General features: G+C 51.4%; 18 protein-coding genes, 2 tRNA genes and 1 riboswitch. Of the genes, 17 read left to right on the forward strand and 3 right to left on the reverse strand.

Translation table 11 applies throughout. From position 1 onward, the window contains the following. The first annotated feature begins 7 nt into the window (after positions 1-7). Positions 8-1216, forward strand: a complete 1209-nt coding sequence (locus ACE5LO_RS02975) for an ATP-grasp domain-containing protein (RefSeq protein WP_375518587.1) — start codon at positions 8-10, stop codon at positions 1214-1216. A 55-nt stretch (positions 1217-1271) separates the two neighbouring features. Here the strand turns inward: ACE5LO_RS02975 and ACE5LO_RS02980 are convergent. After that, a tRNA-Ile gene (locus tag ACE5LO_RS02980) sits at positions 1272-1345 on the reverse strand. A 187-nt stretch (positions 1346-1532) separates the two neighbouring features. Here ACE5LO_RS02980 and ACE5LO_RS02985 point away from each other — a divergent pair. From ACE5LO_RS02985 to ACE5LO_RS03010, 6 genes are all read left to right on the forward strand, one after another. Beyond that, positions 1533-1856 carry a YnfA family protein gene (locus ACE5LO_RS02985; protein WP_375353842.1) on the forward strand — a complete coding sequence of 108 codons (324 nt, stop codon included), beginning with the start codon at positions 1533-1535 and terminating at the stop codon, positions 1854-1856. 73 nt (positions 1857-1929) lie between these two features. Next, entirely contained in the window at positions 1930-2085 is a 156-nt protein-coding gene (locus ACE5LO_RS02990; protein ID WP_375518588.1) for a hypothetical protein, read from the forward strand. A 115-nt stretch (positions 2086-2200) separates the two neighbouring features. Next, positions 2201-2286 (forward strand) — tRNA-Leu (locus ACE5LO_RS02995). A gap of 102 nt (positions 2287-2388) precedes the next feature. Then, positions 2389-3057: a uracil-DNA glycosylase gene (locus ACE5LO_RS03000; RefSeq protein WP_375518589.1), complete on the forward strand. Its 669-nt coding sequence runs from the start codon at positions 2389-2391 to the stop codon at positions 3055-3057. Between the two features lie 17 nt (positions 3058-3074). Next, the gene (locus tag ACE5LO_RS03005) at positions 3075-3485 is read left to right on the forward strand and encodes a hypothetical protein (protein WP_375518590.1); all 411 of its coding nucleotides are present in this window, start codon (positions 3075-3077) and stop codon (positions 3483-3485) included. 138 nt (positions 3486-3623) lie between these two features. After that, on the forward strand, positions 3624-5510 hold the full coding sequence (locus tag ACE5LO_RS03010; protein ID WP_375518591.1) for an Ig-like domain-containing protein: 1887 nt from the start codon (positions 3624-3626) through the stop codon (positions 5508-5510). Positions 5511-5790: 280 nt separating this feature from the next. Here ACE5LO_RS03010 and ACE5LO_RS03015 read toward each other — a convergent pair whose 3' ends face one another. Continuing rightward, the gene (locus ACE5LO_RS03015; RefSeq protein ID WP_375518592.1) at positions 5791-5979 is read right to left on the reverse strand and encodes a hypothetical protein; all 189 of its coding nucleotides are present in this window, start codon (positions 5977-5979) and stop codon (positions 5791-5793) included. Positions 5980-6187: 208 nt separating this feature from the next. Between ACE5LO_RS03015 and ACE5LO_RS03020 the strand changes: the two genes are divergently transcribed. The 3 genes from ACE5LO_RS03020 to ACE5LO_RS03030 are packed head-to-tail and all read left to right on the forward strand — an operon-like array spanning position 6188 to position 9177. Continuing rightward, entirely contained in the window at positions 6188-7192 is a 1005-nt protein-coding gene (locus tag ACE5LO_RS03020; protein WP_375518593.1) for a FecCD family ABC transporter permease, read from the forward strand. Continuing rightward, positions 7193-8212 (forward strand): FecCD family ABC transporter permease, encoded by a 1020-nt coding sequence (locus ACE5LO_RS03025; protein ID WP_375518594.1) that lies wholly within the window; start codon positions 7193-7195, stop codon positions 8210-8212. 20 nt (positions 8213-8232) lie between these two features. Beyond that, positions 8233-9177, forward strand: coding sequence for an ABC transporter substrate-binding protein (locus ACE5LO_RS03030; protein WP_375518595.1), 945 nt, complete (start codon positions 8233-8235; stop codon positions 9175-9177). 113 nt (positions 9178-9290) lie between these two features. Here the strand turns inward: ACE5LO_RS03030 and ACE5LO_RS03035 are convergent, their stop codons facing one another. Further along, on the reverse strand, positions 9291-9890 hold the full coding sequence (locus tag ACE5LO_RS03035; RefSeq protein ID WP_375518596.1) for a GNAT family N-acetyltransferase: 600 nt from the start codon (positions 9888-9890) through the stop codon (positions 9291-9293). 212 nt (positions 9891-10102) lie between these two features. Between ACE5LO_RS03035 and ACE5LO_RS03040 the strand changes: the two genes are divergently transcribed. The 7 genes from ACE5LO_RS03040 (at position 10103) to ACE5LO_RS03070 (ending at position 18828) form a co-directional block, all read left to right on the forward strand. Further along, positions 10103-12172 (forward strand): bifunctional aldolase/short-chain dehydrogenase, encoded by a 2070-nt coding sequence (locus ACE5LO_RS03040; RefSeq protein WP_375518597.1) that lies wholly within the window; start codon positions 10103-10105, stop codon positions 12170-12172. A 123-nt stretch (positions 12173-12295) separates the two neighbouring features. After that, a complete protein-coding gene (gene rhaI / locus ACE5LO_RS03045; RefSeq protein ID WP_375518598.1) occupies positions 12296-13516 on the forward strand; it encodes an L-rhamnose isomerase in 1221 nt (406 codons plus the stop codon). Continuing rightward, entirely contained in the window at positions 13513-14985 is a 1473-nt protein-coding gene (locus ACE5LO_RS03050) for a rhamnulokinase (protein ID WP_375518599.1), read from the forward strand. Before rhaI ends, ACE5LO_RS03050 begins: the two co-directional genes overlap by 4 nt. A gap of 21 nt (positions 14986-15006) precedes the next feature. Next, positions 15007-15765: a DeoR/GlpR family DNA-binding transcription regulator gene (locus ACE5LO_RS03055; protein ID WP_375518600.1), complete on the forward strand. Its 759-nt coding sequence runs from the start codon at positions 15007-15009 to the stop codon at positions 15763-15765. An 82-nt stretch (positions 15766-15847) separates the two neighbouring features. After that, entirely contained in the window at positions 15848-16585 is a 738-nt protein-coding gene (locus ACE5LO_RS03060) for a (Fe-S)-binding protein (RefSeq protein WP_375518601.1), read from the forward strand. Continuing rightward, positions 16572-18083, forward strand: coding sequence for a LutB/LldF family L-lactate oxidation iron-sulfur protein (locus ACE5LO_RS03065; RefSeq protein WP_375518602.1), 1512 nt, complete (start codon positions 16572-16574; stop codon positions 18081-18083). The genes ACE5LO_RS03060 and ACE5LO_RS03065 overlap by 14 nt, the downstream gene beginning before the upstream one ends. After that, a complete protein-coding gene (locus ACE5LO_RS03070; RefSeq protein WP_375518603.1) occupies positions 18076-18828 on the forward strand; it encodes a LutC/YkgG family protein in 753 nt (250 codons plus the stop codon). Before ACE5LO_RS03065 ends, ACE5LO_RS03070 begins: the two co-directional genes overlap by 8 nt. After that, positions 18826-19015: riboswitch (cobalamin riboswitch) on the forward strand. It overlaps the preceding gene by 3 nt. Positions 19016-19131 lie beyond the last annotated feature (116 nt).

A 19131-nucleotide genomic window follows, 5' to 3' on the forward strand; every position in this document is an offset into this window, starting at 1 on the left:
AGAAAGGATGAGTTCTATCGCAATTCTAATATTACACAAATCCAAAAGAAGCTCTGACTATTACAAATGGTTGTCTACGGTGGATGAGGATATATGTCTGCTCTCAGCCCATCTTCATCCGGAAGAGAAAGCACATTATACGATTGCGAAGCAAGTATCCAATGATTTATCTTCCAGCATTTTGGACGAGGTTGAAGAATGCTTGGTTGATAACGATATTCGAAAAATTATTGCTATGGCAGAGGAGGATATTCTGCGGGCAGCTCAATTAAGGGAACGGCTGGGCATCTCAGGGCAAAATGTTGAGAGTGCTTTTGCATTCCGCAACAAAGTGCAGATGAAAACGCTGGTTTCAGACCAGGGAATAACCTGCCCTCAATTTGCAGCAGTACATTCCTATACAGATGTCATAGATTTCACCCGGAAAGCAGGGTTTCCTTTTGTATTCAAGCCAGTTGACGGATTTGGAGGCATGAGAACGGTTGTGGTCCAAACCGAGCAGGACCTCCTTAGTCTGAAGGCTGATTACGAAGATACGGATTTGAGCGGGTATATGGTCGAAGCATTTGTCGATGGGGAAATGTACAGTGTAAACGGGATCGCATTGGAAGGAAGCATTGTCTTCTCTTCCGTGAATAAATATTCAAACGGCTGTCTCTTTTATCAGGAATCGGAGCCGGATTATCTTGTGATGACCGTTCCGGAGCAAGACCCCTGTTTCCTGCGAACTTTAGATTTTACCCAGCGTGTGCTTGACGCATTGCCGACACCGGAGGTGCTTGCTTTTCACTGTGAATTGTTTGTCAGAGGGGACGAAATTACATTTTGTGAAATTGCCAGCAGACCACCCGGCGGCTGGATTTCCGAAAGCATTTATTATTCTCATGGGATAGACATCAAGGAAGCTTTTGTGAAACTGGAATGTGGTGTAGAGACCGTAGTGAAACATCATAAGCCTGCAACGTTGTCTGCCGTGCTTTATGTTCCGAAGTATCAGGGGAAATTAGTGAAGCAGTTGGAAGCCTTTCCTTTTGAATGGGTGAAACAATATATCAGGGTTGCTGAAACAGGGGCATGGTACGAAAGCGCGGCGCATTCTACAGATGTTATCGGAGCGATAGTATATGTAGGCGATACGGTTGAGGAGTTACAGGAAAGATCTGTCATTCTGAAGCAATTTTGCAATGAACAGGTGCACTGGGAATTTTCAACCTAACAGCCTGATACCATAAAAAGAAGAACCTCTGCATATGCAGAGGTTCTTCTTTTTATGGGCCCTGAGGGACTCGAACCCCCGACCAATCGGTTATGAGCCGACCGCTCTAACCAACTGAGCTAAGGGCCCTGAATATGACTTACCGACTACAAAGCTAAGTAAACAGCGACATTGATTAATATACAACATTGCCCGTTATTTCGTCAAGCGATTCTTTTTGGAAAATGTAAAACCCGTAAAAGAAGTCCCATGTTTTTTTGACCGGTGTACATGTCCCCCTTTTTTGCGTTACACTTGTTTTCAAAGGAGGGGACATATGTTAAAAGCTGTCTTTATATTTCTGCTGGCCGGGATTGCTGAAATCGGCGGGGGGTACCTGATCTGGCAGTGGCTGCGCGAAGGCCGGGCATGGTATTTAGGATTGGCCGGAGGGATCGCTCTCGTTCTCTACGGCATCGTTGCCACGTTTCAGGTGTTTTCTTCTTTTGGAAGAGTATATGCGGCATATGGCGGAGTATTCATCGTGCTGTCAGTATGCTGGGCGTGGCTGGTTGATAAAAAGGCTCCGGATGCTTACGATCTGTGGGGGGCCGTAATATGCCTTATAGGAGTCGCCGTGATGCTTGTGCCAAGAACATAATTTTTCAAATATGACTTTGGCTCTACATAATTACCCCTTAAATGTCGACATAGAATATAAGGAGGGGTTCTAAATGAATTGGAACGAACTGAAGCTGTTGGCAAAGCTGAAGCAGGCGCGCCCTCATGGAGAGGGCAGATTTGCGACCGGCATTCTTTGGGGAACACTTATCAGCGTAGTGCTCTGGATTTCGATTATCGGCTGGATTATGGTGATTTTCAAATTTTGAAGAATACGCACAACAGATAAATTTCAAAAAAAGTTCTTGCCATATCCTCTCAATTGTCGTATTATATATTGGTGACCATAAAAGGCACATAAGCAAAATGTCGCTGTATTTTTAAGCCGGGGTGGCGGAATTGGCAGACGCACAGGACTTAAAATCCTGCGGTAGGTGACTACCGTACCGGTTCGAGCCCGGTCCTCGGCATAACACAGTAATAACAGAAATAGGCTGGCTCCGGATCCAAGGAGCCGGCCTATTTTCATCTTTGGAGAGCTAGAAGATTTTTTCATCTGGGAGGGAAAACAAGTGTTTGGCAATGATTGGGATGAAGTGCTTAAGGATGAAGTAGAGGAATCTTATTTCAATGATTTAAGATACAAGCTTGCGAGGGAATATAAACAGTACGAGGTCTATCCGCCCAAGGAGGATCTGTTCTCGGCGCTCAAGCTGACTTCATACAGCGGAACAAAAGCCGTTATTCTCGGGCAGGACCCCTACCACGGGCCTGGACAGGCCCACGGATTGAGTTTTTCTGTCCGGCCGGGAGTAAGAGTGCCGCCATCTTTGCAAAATATTTATAAAGAGCTGCACAGCGATCTCGGAGTGCCTGTTCCCAATCACGGTTACTTGGTGCATTGGGCGGAGGAAGGGGTGCTGATGCTGAACAACGTGCTAACAGTACGGCGCAGCCAGCCCCAGTCCCATCAGGGAATCGGATGGGAGCAGTTTACGGATGCGGTTATTGAGACGCTTAATCATCGGACGCAGCCCGTTTTTTTTATTCTGTGGGGAAGCCATGCGCAGAAGAAAGGCGCGTTTATCGACAAGAAAAAGCATCTGGTGATTGAATCCAGCCATCCCAGCCCTTTTGCCGCACATCGAGGCTTTTTTGGAAGCAGACCTTTTTCACGCACAAATGCGTTTTTGACAGAACACGGTATGCAGCCGATTGATTGGGCCATACCGAATCGCTGACAACCGGAGGTGACGGCATGCGACAATGGATTGGACGTCAGGTCATTGTACATTATGAGGATGAAGGAATAATACAGGTGAGCGGAACCGTGGAACGAATGAATTATGCGGACAAAAGCCTGATCCTTGGTCCCGGTATGCAGTCGATTCCTTTTAACAAGATCAATGTCATTCAACCTTTACATACAGACAGCAAAAAACGTTCTCGTACAAAGCTGCATTCCGTAGGCTACATCATGTCAGACATGCTGCAGTTTGATAATGCCGTATATTTTCAATCCGCCGTCACGGTTTGGCAGGGAGAACGGCTTATTGCCTATAATTCGAGCGTTCGGAGTCATGACCGGGATTTTGCTGTAATGGCTGACGGCCGCAAATTAAGCAAAAATGACTACTTATTTGTTGTACGCTCTTTACGTGGTTATTGAGAACATGCACATTTACGAATTTTCATGGTAATTTGAACCTGATTTCTTAAAAAGTCTTCAGAAAAGCATGGTTCTTTCCGATAATATAGTTTGGGATTTTTACCCTAATTAAACTAAAGGTGAAAAGGGGAGAAGTGCATGGAAGCTGTAGGCAGGAGATATGCCTATTTACTCGCTGCATTGCTGTTGTTTCTGACCGTTTATCCGGCGGGTGTCATCCGCGCGGCGGAAACGGGTTCGGCGACATTGGAGTGGAGCAGTCAGGCGCCACAGGAATGGATTGCGGGGCAAGAGGCGGTCCAGCTAAAGGTAGCGGCAATCGACAGTTCGGCTAACAAGACGGATGTTACCGCTGAGGCCGAATGGACGACTAGCAATAATGGGGTTGCCAAAGTGGAGAATGGACTGGTTACACCGCTCTCCGAAGGAACGGCCAGAATCACGGTTTACTGGAACAGTAAAACTCTAGCGCAAAACGTAAAAGTCAAGGCCCGGTATACGAAGCTGACCTTGGAGCCGTCCGGTCAAATCGATCTGCTGACTGGCGGTCAAGGGGAACAATTAAAGGTGACGGGCGTGCTTTCATCAGGCAAGACGGAGACCCCTTCGAAAGTAAGCTGGAGTTCATCCGATACATCGGTGGCAACGGTGGAGAACGGTCTGGTGAAACCTGTAGCCAAAGGTGTGGCATACATAGCTGCTCGTGCAGAGGGGCTCAGCACCCGGATGACAGTGTACGTGCGTTCTTCGTCACAGGCGCTTTTATTAAACGAAACCGGGAGCCTGTCCATGTTCCTGGGCGGAGCTTCGCAAAAATTGAAGGCGACGGACGTATCGATTGCCGGAACGAAGACGGATGTAACGGATAAGGCGGCGTGGAGCAGCTCCGACCCGCTTGTATTGTCGGTAAATGAGGGGGTTATCACCCCCAAAGCAGCCGGCAAGTCAACGGTGAAGGTGTCCTATAACGGATACAGCAAAAGCGTTAAGGTAACCGTGCTTCCGACCATTGACCGTCTTGTGGCCAGCAAAACGAGCTTACCTGTCACCATGGGAAGCAAAACGTCCCTTCCAAGCGTCTCCGCTTATTTTGCGGACGGCTCCAAACGGAGTGTGACCTCTGACGTTACCTGGTCAGTCGGCAACACATCTGTAGCCAAGCTGGAGAACGGCAAGCTTGTCGCAGTTGCCCCGGGGACAACAAATCTGATCGCTTCCGCTGGCGGGAAGCAGGTGCAAATTCCTGTGACCGCACAATATAAAGTAGCCAAGCTTACGGTTTCACAAGCCAAATATACATTGACTGCTGGTCAGGAAACTTCTCTGCCAACCGTCAAGGCCCAGCTTGCGAACGGGACCTCCAAGGATATTAGCGATGAAGTATCGTGGGTCGCTTCCAACGCAAGAGTAACCGTTCAAAATGGCAAGATCAAAGCGGTCAGCAAGGGAACGGCAACGGTCAAGGCGATGTATATGGGGAAATACGTGAAGGCCTCCGTAAAAGTAGAGCCTGTCATTCAGAGCCTTTCGCCCAGTGCGGCCAATGTGGAGCTGAATCTGAAAAAAAGCAAAGGCATTAAGGTGACCGGCGTATTTACAGATGGCTCATCAGCCAACCTGACCCAAAGCATGAAGTGGACGACATCCAATGCAGCGGTAGTGACTATAAAAGGCTCCACTATCAAGGCTGTTGGCTTTGGAACTGCCACCTTGAATGGGACTTACCAGGATAAGAGCGTGCAGATTCAGGTTACCGTGTCCACCAAGCTGGAGAAGCTGGTGATCAGCAGTAAGAAAGTGAATCTCACTCCAGGAGCGAGCCAAGTGCTAACGCTGACGGCGAAATATGATAATGGAGCCAGCAAAAATGTAACCGATGCGGCCACATGGGTATCCAGCAAAACGGGTGCTGCTACGGTAAGCAGCGGTGTTGTTAAAGCCGTTGCCAAAGGAAGCTCCACGGTCAAAGCTTCCTACGGCGGGAAGTATGTGACTGCTGCTGTAAAAGTAAACGCGGCTAAATAAAGATAATAGCTTTACTGAAAGTTCAGGTAAAAGTAAAAGCCCATGGTGTATGCGCCAGGGCTTTTAACCTTGTATATTGATGCTTATTCATTGTTATGGACTAATGACATTTAAGGGAAGGATGCATGTTATAATAACGGAAAGCTTAGGAAAGGTTGTCTGGTGACATGAAGCTGTTTAAAGGTGTGTTCTGGGGGATATGCATTAGCCTGGTGCTTTGGTGGGCCCTTATCGGGCTGATTCGGTGGCTTCTGCATTAACGGACATTCCCGGAACGCCTCTAGACAATCACTCTTGTGACTTTCTCGACATCTCTTACGGAAACGGTATGCACGCTTTTATCATCATACAGATTGAAGGCGGAGGCGTCCGGCAGAAGCTTGGGCCACCCCAACAGGATGCTTCCGTCAAGCAGTTTGACGATGACAGCTTGCGGTTGCTCCAAGGCTTGTTTAATTTCATCATTCATAAAATTTGAAACCTCCTTATACTCTATTTTTCGTCGGCTTGCTCCTAATAGTTTATAGGCATATGCCTAAAATATTAAAATTTAAAATTGCTGCCTGCTTTCATTTGCAAAAAAAGATTGTTAAGTTGCTTAATATGGTGTAATATTTATAATCGTTAAATGATAATGATTATCAATATTAACGTAGGAGGGCTGGCTTAAACACATAATGATCCGAAGCAAAATGTACATAACCCTCTTATGGTTTTTACTCTCCTTCGCAGTATTGGCTGTAACCATACTGGCCGCCGTGTCATTCGGAGCCAAGGAAGCGGATTTGGCTGCGGTGTGGTCGGCTGTCTTTTTTTATGATCCGTCGATAACTCTTCATACCGTTATTCATGATCTGCGGCTTCCGCGCGTCCTTGGGGCTGCAGTCACGGGTGCGGCCTTTGCCACTGCCGGTGCGCTGATGCAGGGAGTGACACGGAATCCGCTGGCAGACACGGGGGTACTGGGGATAAATGCAGGTGCAGCCTGTGCCGTTGCGATCAGCTTTGCAGTGGTTCCGGGCATATCTTACTCCTTGCTGATGGGCATATCCTTTGTAGGCGCGGCGCTCAGCACGCTGTTTATTATGCTGCTCGCTTTATCAACGAAGGGCGGACTTACGTCTCTGAGGCTGACGATTGCCGGTTCTGTCGTCGCTGCAATGCTGCATTCCTTAAGCACCGGTATTGCGATCTACTTTGATCTGAGCCAGGATTTGGCCTTCTGGTATGCAGGAGGAGTCGCCGGTGTCAGATGGGAGCATCTCCGCATACTTGTCCCGCTAGTTGCTGTAACTTTGCTGTTTTCCTGTGTGATCAGCAGGCAGGTCAACTTCTTGTCGCTGGGTGAGGAGACAGCTGCCAATTTGGGCGTCAAAACCGGCAGGGTGAGGTTCATGGCCTTGGCGGCGGTCGTTGTGCTGGCAGGGGCTTCTGTATCTGTCGTAGGCTCCATCAGCTTCATTGGGCTGGTCGTGCCTCATATGGTGCGCCGGTTTGTTGGTGTAGATTATCGGCTGCTGGTGCCGATGTCAGGCTTATGGGGGGCGATTCTGCTCATCTGGGCCGATTTTGCGTCACGAATGGTCAATCCGCCGCGAGAATTTGCCATTGGCGCCATGATTGCCGTGGTCGGCGTTCCTTTCTTCCTGTATCTGGCCCGGCAGGAAAGGAGGGAGCTGTAGATGAGACATGTGGAAAAAAGAAGAACCTTAAGGGCGATGGTCGTGTGTCTCATCCTCCTGCTGGTTGCTTTGATGGTCATCATCATCAGCTTGAATACGGGCACGATCCGGATTGCTCCAATGGAAGTATTTCATGTGCTGTTTGGCGGAGGGACAGAGACAGATCAGCTGGTTCTGTTCGAGTACAGGCTGCCACGCATTCTCGTTACGATGCTGGCCGGGATCGGTCTGGGCACGGCTGGAGCAGTGCTGCAGGGGATCTCGCGCAACTCGCTGGCAGACCCGGGGATCCTGGGACTCAATGCGGGAGCCGCATTCGGCCTGATTGTGTTTGTTTCCTTCTTCAGGACGATGGAGGGCCCAGCCGCTCTGCTCATTCCGATCTTCACCTTTGCGGCCGGCATGCTGACCGCCATGGTAATCGTACTGCTGGCCTATGATCGCTTCAAGGGACTGATCCCGGTACGCATGCTCCTCGTAGGTATAGCCATCGAGGCCGGCATCAGCGCCGTCACCCTGTTCCTGTCGTTAAGACTGGACGAGGATACCTATTCCTTCACCGCTCGTTGGCTGGCAGGCAGCGTATGGGGAAGAGATTGGGTTCATGTATTGGCCCTGCTTCCCTGGGTCGCAATCCTGGTTCCGCTCTGTTACACCCGGTCGCGAACGCTTGATCTGTTCACACTGGGGGATGAAATGGCATCAGGCATAGGCAGTCGTGTCAATCGGAGCCGTATCGTGCTGATGATGATGGCGGTGGCCGTTTCCTGTGCCAGTGTGGCCATGACGGGAAGCATCGGCTTTATCGGGCTGATTGCCCCCCATATTGCCAGACGGCTCGCCGGACCGCGGCATGCCCATTTCCTGCCTGCTTCCGCCCTGACGGGGCTTGTTATTCTGGTCACAGCCGATACGGTAGGACGTTCCATCTTTACGCCGAACGCCGTTCCGGCCGGGGTCGTCGTCGCCGCCATCGGCGGACCTTATTTCTTATATTTACTTCTTAGGACCAAATCATAATACCGGAGGAACTCAAAGACATGAAAAAAATGCTGCTAACCTTTCTCGGTCTGACTTTAATCCTGATGCTGTCTGCGTGCGGCCAATCGGCGCAGTTGCAAAACTCCAGCAATGGTGACGCTGCAGGCTCAAACGCCGTTGCCGAAACGAAAGCGGAAACCCATTCCGCAGACGCTGTGATCGCCTCCCTTTCGATCCATATTACGAACAATTTGCTCGCATTAGGCATAAAGCCGGCAGGCTCGGTCGTGGGTGGGGATGTGAAGGACTTTTTGCCGCATGTGGCGGACAGGCTGCAAGGGACTGCGAAACTGGGGGTAGCGGCTGACCCTGACATGGAATCTGTTCTTGCCCTAAAGCCTGACGTTATTTATGTGGATGAAGAATTCGGGGGCAAGGATTTAGCGGAGTATGAAAAAATTGCGCCTACCATCAGCATTGATATGGATTCGGGCACATGGCGTGATCATCTGAACCGGATTGCGAAGATTGTAGGCAAGGAAGCAGAAGCGAAAGCTTTTATCGAGGAGTATGACAAGAAAGCAGAAGAGACAGGCCAACTGATCCGCAATGAGCTTGGGCCAGACGCCAAGGTGATGGCGATTCGCATGACGGCGAAGGAACTGCGTGTTATGGGCATGAAGCGCCCACTCGGACCGATCCTGTACGAGGATCTCAAATTGACGCCTCCTGAAGGGGTAAAACAAATTACGGACGAGCCTTATCAGGTGATTTCGCAGGAAGTGCTGCCTGATTATGATGCAGACGCCATTTTTGTTATCATCAGCAAGGGCGAAGAAGCGAAAACCAAATTTGAGGAGCTTGAGAAAAACCCGGTGTGGGGCACACTCAAGGCGGTCAAAAATAATCATGTCTATATCCTTGACGGACAAAAATGGCTTGATTATTCTTCGCTCGGTCACCGCATGGCGCTGGATGACGCAGAAAAGCTGTTCACTAAGTAAAAATAATATGAAGCAAAGCTGTTTTGCCGATATTGGCATTTACAGCTTTGCTTTTTATTTCCAGAAGATGGTGCGGTCTGGTTACTGTGAAAGTATGCTGATAGACATTTTTCTTACAGACTTGATTGAAAAGCCGCCCACTCGGACCGGGTAAGTTTGTAATGATTTAAAAGGTGATCTTCAATTTGCACCTCTCCTACATAATGAAAGCCGTTTTTTTGAATAACCCTGTTTGAACCTGTGTTTCTCTTTTCCGCCACCGCATTAAGCACATCAACGCTGGTTTTTCCAAATAAATAATGAGTCAGGCCGCGAAGTGCTTGTGTTGTGTAGCCCTTATTTACATGCCGGTTGGATAAGGCAAACATGATTTCTCTATTGGGAGGGGGCAGTTCATCTTTTATTCCGGTACAACACCACCCGATAAACTCACCGGTTTCCTTCAGCAGGATGCCTAAACGCAGACGCAGCTCTTTAATATCTCCATTTTCTGCAACAGTTTTAAGAAACTCTTTATTCTCCGGAATTTCATATTCCATCAACCATTCTAATCTTTGCTTTTTTGGCACATTCCAGTCGGGCAAATAATCCAAGACCTCGGGTTGTTGAGTGATAGCGTATAATGCCGCAAGATCTTCTGTTCTGTACTCACACAAAATAATATCCCTACACTCAATTTTGAAATGATCTGATGAAGCGGTTTCAATGCTCATAATCATGTTTTCTCCTTTAACTGAAGCATTCAATATCATAATAAACTCAAGCGATTTCAGTATAACATCTTTTGTAATTTTGTATGATCGGATTTTTTTTGTTTATATTTTGAATTATTCTGTTATTTCGTATTTTCAAAAATAAACAAAAATGATATAGTCATATCAAATGATTGATAACGATTACAAAAAAGATATTCGGAGGTATAATCATGGTACAGAGCTTATGGGACTCATCTAAAGCATCCGAAATTCCGGAAGGGCTGGAGCAGCTGGTTTACCGTTCCAACCTGATTGGCGCGGACCGCCGGGTATGCAATTGGGGTGGCGGCAATACGTCCAGCAAAACAGTCATCCACGATTTTCGCGGCCGGGAAGTGGAAGTGATGTACGTCAAGGGAAGCGGTTCGGATTTGGCTACCATGAAAGCCGGCAATTTTACAGGTTTGCGCACGGAGGATATCCGTCCTCTATTCAAGCGGGATGAAATGTCTGACGAGGAGATGGTTGCTTATCTGGCTAACTGTATGGTGGATGCCAAGCACCCACGCGCTTCGATTGAGACACTTCTGCATGCATTTTTACCATTCAGGCATGTGGATCATACCCACCCGGACGCGATTATTAGCATCTGCTGTGCAGATAACGGACGTGAAATTGCCCAGGAAATTTTCGGGGACCGGTTTATATGGGTGCCATATGTAAGACCAGGTTTTACACTGTCGAAAATGATTGCCCAGGGTGTGCTGGATCATCCGAAGGCTGAGCTGGTTTTGATGGAAAAGCATGGACTTGTGACCTGGGGAGATACCTCGGAAGCGTGTTACGCCAAGACGATCGAGATCATCAATGAAGCGGAAAGTTATATCGAAGCGCGTATTGATGAGGAAAAGCTGTTTGGTGGTAGGCAGCACTCAGTATTGTCCGCTGAGGAGCGTAAAAGCATTGCCGGGCAGATCATGCCGTCCGTCCGTGGAGCGGTCAGTGATGAGAAAAAAATGATTCTTACCTTCGATGATAAAGAGGATGTGCTGCAGTTTGTATGCAGCCGGGACGCGGCAGAGCTTTCCCAGGTCGGTGCGGCCTGCCCGGATCATCTTGTGCATACCAAGGTGGTGCCTCTATTTATCAACTGGACGCCGGACGCCGGGGATGCCGAAGGACTAAAAAAGCTGCTGGCTGAGGGCATTGTGGCATATAACGAGCAGTATAAGGCTTATTTTGAACGCAACAAAAATGAAGGTGACGTCATGTTCGAGGCCGCTCCACGCGTAATCCTTATCCCGGGTCTTGGTATGATTAACACGGGTAAGAGCTGGGCCAATTCCAAAGTCAGCGGTGCCTTGTATCACAGAGCCATCGCGGTGATGCGCGGCGCAACAGCTCTGGGAAGCTTTGTTTCCTTAAGCGAAAACGAGTCATACAACGTTGAATATTGGCCGCTGGAACTGTATAAGCTGTCTCTGGCTCCTGCTGAGGCGGAATTTTCCCGTAAGGTTGCTTTTATTACGGGTGGAGCCGGAGGCATCGGCAGTGAGACCGCACGCCGGTTTGTCGAGGAAGGAGCGCATGTCGTGCTGGCCGACCTCAATCTGGAGGGGGCTGAGAAGATAGCGGCTGAAATTAACGCCAAGTACGGCGAAATGAGAGCTTTTGGCGTTAAAATGGACGTTACAGATGAAGAGCAGGTGCAAGCCGCCTACGCAGCGACCTCGCTGGTTTATGGCGGGGTGGATATTATCGTCAACAATGCGGGGCTGGCCACCTCCAGTCCGTTTGATGAAACTTCGTTGAAGGAATGGAACTTGAATATTAACGTGCTGGGCACCGGTTATTTCCTTGTGGCACGCGAAGCGTTCAAGCTGATGAAGGAGCAGGCGCTGGGTGGAAGCATGGTGTTCGTAGGCTCCAAAAACTCCGTCTATGCAGGCAAAAACGCAACAGCCTATAGCTCCGTCAAAGCGCTGGAGGCGCATCTGGCCCGCTGTATTGCGGCGGAAGGCGGGCAGTATGGAATTCGGGTGAATACGATTCTGCCTGATGCCATCCTGCAGGGCTCCGCAATCTGGAATTCCAATTGGCGCAATGAACGGGCCGCAGCCTACGGGATCGAGCCGGATCAGCTTGAAGAGTACTACCGGAAACGGACAACGCTGCTGGTCAATATTTATCCGCGCGACATCGCGGAGGGCATTGCCTTCTTTGCCTCTTCCAAGGCGGAGAAGACAACCGGCTGTATGCTGACCATCGACGGTGGTGTACCGGCGGCGTTTACCCGCTGAGCCGGCTCAGGCGAAATCTGAGCGGGCCCAGATGGAGTTGTAGCTTTACCGGCGGTTGGCAGCGCTTAGACACTGATACCGTCGGGCATTTGGTTACATTACGAAAGTTCAGGAGGATTCAATATGAGTGACAAAGCTTACGCCTTGTTTGAAGAGCAGCAGCAGGCACGAGGTATCCGTCTTGAAGAAGTGAAGAACCGGTTGAAAGAGCTTAAGATTGAAACCCCTTCCTGGGGGTATGGGGATTCCGGCACACGCTTTAAGGTTTTTCAAAAAACAGGGGTGCCGCGAAATCCGTTCGAGAAGCTGGAGGATGCTGCGCAGGTGCATAAGGTTACCGGGTTATGCCCCTCGGTAGCCATCCATATTCCGTGGGATAAGGTAGAGGATTACGGCAAGCTGCGCAGTCATGCGGAAAGTCTTGGTCTGCGTATCGGGGCGGTGAACCCGAATCTGTTTCAGGATGATGATTATATGCTGGGCAGTGTGACTAATAGTGACGAGGTGATCCGCCGCAAAGCGGTCGGCCATTTGCTTGAGTGTGTAGATATCGCCAAGGAAACGGGCTCGCAGGATTTAAGCCTGTGGTTTGCGGATGGTACGAACTATCCGGGACAGGGCGATATCCGCCGCCGCAAGCGCTGGATGCTGGAAGCGCTCAGCGAAATGTATAAAGCGCTTACACCCGAAATGCGTATGCTGATCGAATATAAGGCGTTTGAGCCGGCATTTTATCATACAGATATTGCGGACTGGGGCATGGCTTACAATTATGCTGTCAAGCTGGGGCCGCAGGCGGCGGTGCTGGTGGACACAGGGCATCATCTCCCGGGCGCCAACATTGAGCATATCGTCGCTTATCTGATTGACGAACAGCGGTTGGGGGGCTTTCATTTCAACAGCTACAAGTATGCGGACGATGATCTGATTGTCGGCTCGGTGAATCCCTATGAGCTGTTTCTGATCTTTTATCAGATCCTGAACGCGGCAAGTGACGAGGAGGCGGCTATTCAGAGCACGGTGGATGGCATTGCCTATATGATCGACCAATCCCATAATATCGAGCAGAAAATACCGGCCATGATTCGTTCCGTGCTGAATGTGCAGACCCAGTATGCCAAAGCGCTGCTGATCAATCATGACGAGGTGGCTGATGCGGCAGGCCGGGGGGATGTGCTGGGCGCAGAGGATGCCGTGCGCAAAGCGTTTGAATTTGATGTAACCCCGCTGCTGCAGGCGGTGCGCGAGGAACAGGGACTGCCGGTTGATCCGATGAAGGCTTACCTCTCGGGCAGCTATCCGAACGACATTCTGGGCAGAGGCAAAGGCGGTGCAAGCTGGTGAACATTCTGGCCTACGACCTGGGGGCGAGCAGCGGCAGGGCGCTGCTCGGCCGCCTGACCGGCTCAAGGATCGAGGTGGAGGAGGTTCACCGTTTTGCTAATGACCCGGTCAAAGTCGGAGAACGGCTGCAGTGGGATATTTTACGGTTATATCATGAAATCAAGCAGGGGCTGCTGAAGACGAAGCATCTGGGAGTGCAGCCGCAAAGCCTTGCCATTGACTCGTGGGCGGTCGATTTTGGGCTGATCGGCAGAGACGGGGAGCTGTTGGGCAATCCTTATCATTACCGGGACTGGCACACTCATGGGGTTATGGAGAGCCTGTTTCAGTCGGTCCCGAAAGAATATATTTTCGAAAGAACGGGTATCCAGTTTCTTACGTTTAATACGATTTACCAGTTAGCCGCGATGAAGCAGGCGGGGTCACCTCTATTGAGAGAGGCGGACCGTTTCCTCATGATCCCTGATCTGCTGCGTTATTTCCTGACCGGAGAAATGCTGAATGAGTTTACGAATGCCACCAGCACGCAGCTGTATAATCCGCTGTCAGGCGACTGGGATTGGGAGCTTATCAACCGTATCGGAATACCTGGCTCCTGGTTCGGGCGGGTGGCCGATCCCGGGACGGAAGCGGGGAGAATCCGCTCCTCTGTCATGACAGACCTCGGTATTGAGGCCATTCCTGTACTCACTGCCGCCGAGCATGATACAGCTTCCGCCGTTGCTGCCGTGCCTGCGCTGGAGCGCTCATTTGCCTATCTCAGTTGTGGCACCTGGTCTCTGATGGGGACGGAGGTGGACTGCCCCGTAATTAACGAAGAAACGCTGCGCTTTAATTTTACCAATGAAGGTGGCGTAGGGCGCAGCTTCCGTTTATTGAAAAATATTATGGGCCTATGGATCATTCAGGAACTAAAAAGAGAATGGGAGCGGGAAGGACTTGCTTACTCCTTTACCGAAATAGTCCAGTTAGCAGAACAAGCCCCTGCATTTGCCGCATTCATTGATCCTGATGATGAATTGTTTTTGCACGCAGGTGATATGAGGTCACGCATCCGGCAATATTGCCGGTCAACAGGACAAAGCCTGCCGGACGGACCGGGTGAGCTGGCCCGCTGCATTTTTGAAAGCCTTGCTTTGAAATACCGCTATGTGTTAGAGCTGACGGAAAAGCTGTCCAATCAGCGCTTTAACGGTCTTCATATGGTGGGTGGCGGCATTCAGAATACGCTGCTCTGTCAATGGACGGCCGATTCCATCGGCAAACCGGTATGGGCCGGTCCGGCGGAAGGAAGCGCCATCGGCAATTTGGCGGTGCAATGGATCGCACTGGGGGTCTTCACGGATATTTGGGAGGCACGGAAGGTGATTCGTGAATCTTTCCCGGTGGTGACTTATGAGCCTTCCGGCAGGGAGGCGTGGGAAGAGGCATATGGCCGTTTTCGGCAGATTGCAGGGCTTGCAGATTAACGGTTTGGAGTGAAGTGGAACATGCTGGTCGCAGAACGATATGAAAAAATAGTGCAGCTGGTCAATGAAAGAGGAAGTATACGGGTATCTGAGCTGAGCTCGCTGTGCGAGGTGACGGAGGAAACGATCCGCAGGGATCTGGACCGGCTGGAGGAAGCGGGCAAGCTGCGGCGTTCGCATGGGGGCGCGGTCAGTGTGAAGGATGAGCAGCCGGAGCTTCCTTTCTCGGAGCGTGAGATTATGCATGCGGAAGAGAAGCGGCGTATTGCGGAGGAAGCGGTGAAGCTGATTCAGCCGAATGACCGCATCCTGCTTGATGCGAGCTCGACGGCGTGGTATATGGCGGCCAAACTGCCTGACGTCCCGCTGACCGTGCTGACGAATTCGATTCGGGTGGCGACTGAACTGAGCGGCAAGGAAAAGATTGATGTCTTATCCACCGGCGGCCTGCTCGCCAAGCGCTCCCTGTCTTATGTCGGTCCTCTGGCCGAGCGTTCCCTGGATGCTTATTATGTGGATAAACTGTTTCTGTCGTGCAAAGGAGTACATCTCACCCGTGGGGTAAGCGAATCCAACGAGCTGCAGGCCAGGGTGAAGCAGAAAATGGTGGGGATTGCGGATCAGGTCATTTTGCTGGCTGATACCAGCAAATTCGGACAGCAGGCCTTCACTCATGTGATGGACCTGAAGCAGGTCGACAGCATGATTACGGACCGGGGAATCGAGGACAAGGTGCTGGCCGGGCTGGCCGAGCTTTCCATTCCCGTGACGATAGTATAGCTATACAGTCTGAGCCAAGCCCGGAACGGTCCGGGTTTGGCTTTTTCTCCATTTCGGGGATTCACAAAAGAGGTGTGATTATATGAAGGTTTCGTTATTTATCACTTGTTTGAGTGATGCCATATACCCGCAGGTCGGGGAAGCGATGGTACGCCTGCTGACAAGGTACGGGATTCGGCTGGAGTTCCCCAGGATGCAGACATGCTGCGGACAGCCTTCCTACAACAGCGGGTACTGGGAGGAGACGCGCACAGCCGCCAAAACATTGCTGGAAGCGTTCGACGACAGCGATTTCGTCGTCTCTCCTTCAGGGTCATGCACCTACATGATTCATCACTATCCGGAGCTGTTCAAAGATGATCCGTACTGGCTGGAGAAGGCGCAGCGTCTGGAAGAAAAAACGTATGAGTTTACGCAGTTTCTCGTGCAAGTCCTGGGTGTGACGGAGATGGGGGCGGTTTTTCCCCATAAAGTGACCTACCACCCTTCCTGCCACGGTAGCCGTCTGCTTGGTGTCAAAGATGAGCCGATGCAGCTGCTGGGCCGCGTGCAGGGGCTTGAATTGGTACCGCTTCCTTTTGCGGAGGACTGCTGCGGCTTCGGCGGCACGTTTGCTGTGAAAATGCCGGATATTTCTGGGGCTATGGTCACAGAGAAGGCGGATCATATTCTGGAGACGGAAGCCTCCGTGCTGGTCGGCCTGGATATGGCCTGTCTGATGAATATTGCCGGTAATTTACGCTACCGGAACAAGCCTGTCCGGGTCATGCATCTGGCAGAACTGCTTTATGAAGGAGTGATACAGCATGAGCGCAGGTAATTCGATGGCCGTTGACGTGAAGGATCGGGCCAGTCAGGCTCTAAAGGATGAATTTTTGCGCAATGCGGTGAAATTTACCACCGAACGGCTGCGCAACGGCAAAAAAATGGCCTCCGAGGAGCACGGCAACTGGGAGGAGTGGCGGGAGCGCGGGCGCCAGATCCGGCTGCATACGATTGCCCATCTGGATTATTATCTGAACTTGTTTGTGGATAATGCCCGCGCGAACGGGGTGCACATTCATTTTGCCGATACGGCGGCTGATGCGGTGAAGATATCCTTGGATATTGCGGCACATAACGAGGCCCACAGCGCGGTTAAATCGAAATCGATGGTATCCGAGGAGCTGCATTTGAACGAAGCTTTTGAGCAGGCTGGCATCGAAACGATCGAGACCGATCTGGGGGAATACATCATTCAGCTTGCGGGCGAAGCGCCCTCTCATATCGTCATTCCGGCCATTCATAAGAACAGATATCAGATTGCCGAGCTGCTGTCGAAGGAAGCGGGCGAGCAGTTGGAGGCAGACACGACCGTGCTGGCGGGATTTGTGCGCAGAAAGCTGCGGGAAAAATTTCTTGCGGCAGATATCGGCATGACCGGCTGCAACTTTGCGATTGCGGAGACGGGATCGATGGTGTTGTTTGAAAATGAAGGCAATGCGCGCATGGTGTCGACTGTGCCGAGAATACAAATCACCCTTATGGGCATGGAGCGTATCATCCCTTCCTGGGCCGATCTGGAGGTGATGGCGACGCTGCTGCCGCGTTCGGCAACGGGCCAGAAGCTGACGATGTACATGTCGGGCATTACAGGCCCGCGCCGGGCCGGGGATGCGGATGGTCCGGAGGAGATGCATATCATCATTGTGGATAACGGACGCTCCAACCAGCTTGGCGACCCGGAATTCCAGGAGCTGCTAAACTGCATCCGCTGCGGCGCCTGCCTTAATGCCTGCCCGGTATACAGGCACATCGGCGGCCATGCTTACGGCGGAACCTACAGCGGACCTATCGGAGCTGTACTGACTCCGGCACTGAACGGCAACGTGGCCGAATGGAATGACATCGCCAGCGCATCCAGCCTGTGTGGCGCCTGTTATGAAGCCTGTCCCGTGAAAATCCCTCTGCACGATATGCTTGTCTATCTGCGGCGGCGCAAGGTTGAGAGCGGACACGGAAACAGGCTGGAAACGATCGGCATGAAGGGTTTTGCGGCCGTGGTCGCCAATTCGAAGCGGTTCAGCGCAGCGGTGAGGATGGGCCAGCTTGGACAAAAAACCTTCATCCGGGACGGGGGGATTTCTCTGAAACTAGGCCCTCTAAAAGGCTGGAACAACTACCGGGTTGCTCCGTCCCTTGCGAAGCGGAGCTTCCGCCAGCGGTGGGAGAAACTGGACCGCGAGGTGCGAAGCGCGCTGCCGCAACCGGACCCGGCGCTGCAAAGGCGGATGGAAGCTGTTTTGCGTCAGCGGGAAAGGGGAGAGCGGCATGAATAGCAAGCATCAGGCTTGGCTGGATCGGCTGGAGGACGAATCGCGCGCGAAGCAGGAGCAGTTTATAAACGGCATTGCTGCCAGGCTGAAGCGGCCACGATTGACTGAACCGCCGCCTCATCCGCTGCGGGGTGCGCCGGAGTTCTGGCAGGCGTTCGACTGGAGCGAGCAGGAGCGAATCGACCGCTTTGCCGCCAATTTCAGCAGTGTGGGCGGACATGTGGCCAGACTAGCTACGATGCAGGACGCAGCCTCCTTCATCGCTGACAAGGCAGCCGAAATGGGCGCAAGAGCCATTCTCAGACAGGACCAGCCGGAGCTGGCGGTGCTTGAGCTGGAGTCCGCCATTCCCGGCGCGGACATTTCTGTCTGGAACTCGGATTCTGCGCATTCCTGGAAAGCCAAAGCGGCTGATGCGGACTTCGGTGTTGTTATGGCGGATTATGCTGCTGCTTATACAGGTTCGGTAACCGTGCTTTCTGCACCGCATAAGGGCCGCTCCGTAAGCCTGCTTCCCACCGTACTTATGATTCTTATTCCGGTGGAGCGGCTGAAGACACGGCTGGGTGAAATCCTGATGGAATTTGACCGGGCGGGGCAGGAGCAGCTTCCGGCAGGTATTCACTTTATTTCAGGTCCAAGCCGATCATCGGACATCGAGAATGACCTAACTATAGGCGTTCATGGACCGGGGATTGTCTATGCTTTGATCGTTGGGGCTCGTCTTTCGGACTTGGGTCCGTTATAATGAAATAATCCCGCAGGTGCCCTGGCCGTAAGGTCGGGATTAAAAGGGAATAGGGTGAAAATCCTTAGCGGTCGCGCCGCTGTAACCGGGAAGCCTCCTTCCATACATGTCACTCAGCATGCTGGGGAAGACGGAAGGCAGGCGTCGATCCGGGAGCCAGAAGACCTGCCTGCAGGTTCGCATCAGCCCTTCGCGGTTAAGGAACGGTGTACATAATATGGATCGGGACTCGTACGGGTCTGCGGTCTGTTCTCTTATGTACTCTTGCCCTCAGCCTTTTGCGGTCTGAGGGTTTTTTGGGTC

Source organism: Paenibacillus medicaginis, assembly GCF_042138635.1.
Lineage (GTDB): Bacteria > Bacillota > Bacilli > Paenibacillales > Paenibacillaceae > Paenibacillus > Paenibacillus medicaginis.

Bases quoted from the DNA above. Each gene is read 5' to 3' on its own strand.
- ACE5LO_RS02975 (WP_375518587.1), top strand. From the start codon at position 8: ATGAGTTCTATCGCAATTCTAATATTACACAAATCCAAAAGAAGCTCT.
- ACE5LO_RS02985 (WP_375353842.1), top strand. From the start codon at position 1,533: ATGTTAAAAGCTGTCTTTATATTTCTGCTGGCCGGGATTGCTGAAATC.
- ACE5LO_RS02990 (WP_375518588.1), top strand. From the start codon at position 1,930: ATGAATTGGAACGAACTGAAGCTGTTGGCAAAGCTGAAGCAGGCGCGC.
- ACE5LO_RS03005 (WP_375518590.1), top strand. From the start codon at position 3,075: ATGCGACAATGGATTGGACGTCAGGTCATTGTACATTATGAGGATGAA.
- ACE5LO_RS03010 (WP_375518591.1), top strand. From the start codon at position 3,624: ATGGAAGCTGTAGGCAGGAGATATGCCTATTTACTCGCTGCATTGCTG.
- ACE5LO_RS03015 (WP_375518592.1), bottom strand. From the start codon at position 5,979: ATGAATGATGAAATTAAACAAGCCTTGGAGCAACCGCAAGCTGTCATC.
- ACE5LO_RS03020 (WP_375518593.1), top strand. From the start codon at position 6,188: ATGATCCGAAGCAAAATGTACATAACCCTCTTATGGTTTTTACTCTCC.
- ACE5LO_RS03025 (WP_375518594.1), top strand. From the start codon at position 7,193: ATGAGACATGTGGAAAAAAGAAGAACCTTAAGGGCGATGGTCGTGTGT.
- ACE5LO_RS03030 (WP_375518595.1), top strand. From the start codon at position 8,233: ATGAAAAAAATGCTGCTAACCTTTCTCGGTCTGACTTTAATCCTGATG.
- ACE5LO_RS03035 (WP_375518596.1), bottom strand. From the start codon at position 9,890: ATGAGCATTGAAACCGCTTCATCAGATCATTTCAAAATTGAGTGTAGG.
- ACE5LO_RS03040 (WP_375518597.1), top strand. From the start codon at position 10,103: ATGGTACAGAGCTTATGGGACTCATCTAAAGCATCCGAAATTCCGGAA.
- rhaI (WP_375518598.1), top strand. From the start codon at position 12,296: ATGAGTGACAAAGCTTACGCCTTGTTTGAAGAGCAGCAGCAGGCACGA.
- ACE5LO_RS03055 (WP_375518600.1), top strand. From the start codon at position 15,007: ATGCTGGTCGCAGAACGATATGAAAAAATAGTGCAGCTGGTCAATGAA.
- ACE5LO_RS03060 (WP_375518601.1), top strand. From the start codon at position 15,848: ATGAAGGTTTCGTTATTTATCACTTGTTTGAGTGATGCCATATACCCG.
- ACE5LO_RS03065 (WP_375518602.1), top strand. From the start codon at position 16,572: ATGAGCGCAGGTAATTCGATGGCCGTTGACGTGAAGGATCGGGCCAGT.
- ACE5LO_RS03070 (WP_375518603.1), top strand. From the start codon at position 18,076: ATGAATAGCAAGCATCAGGCTTGGCTGGATCGGCTGGAGGACGAATCG.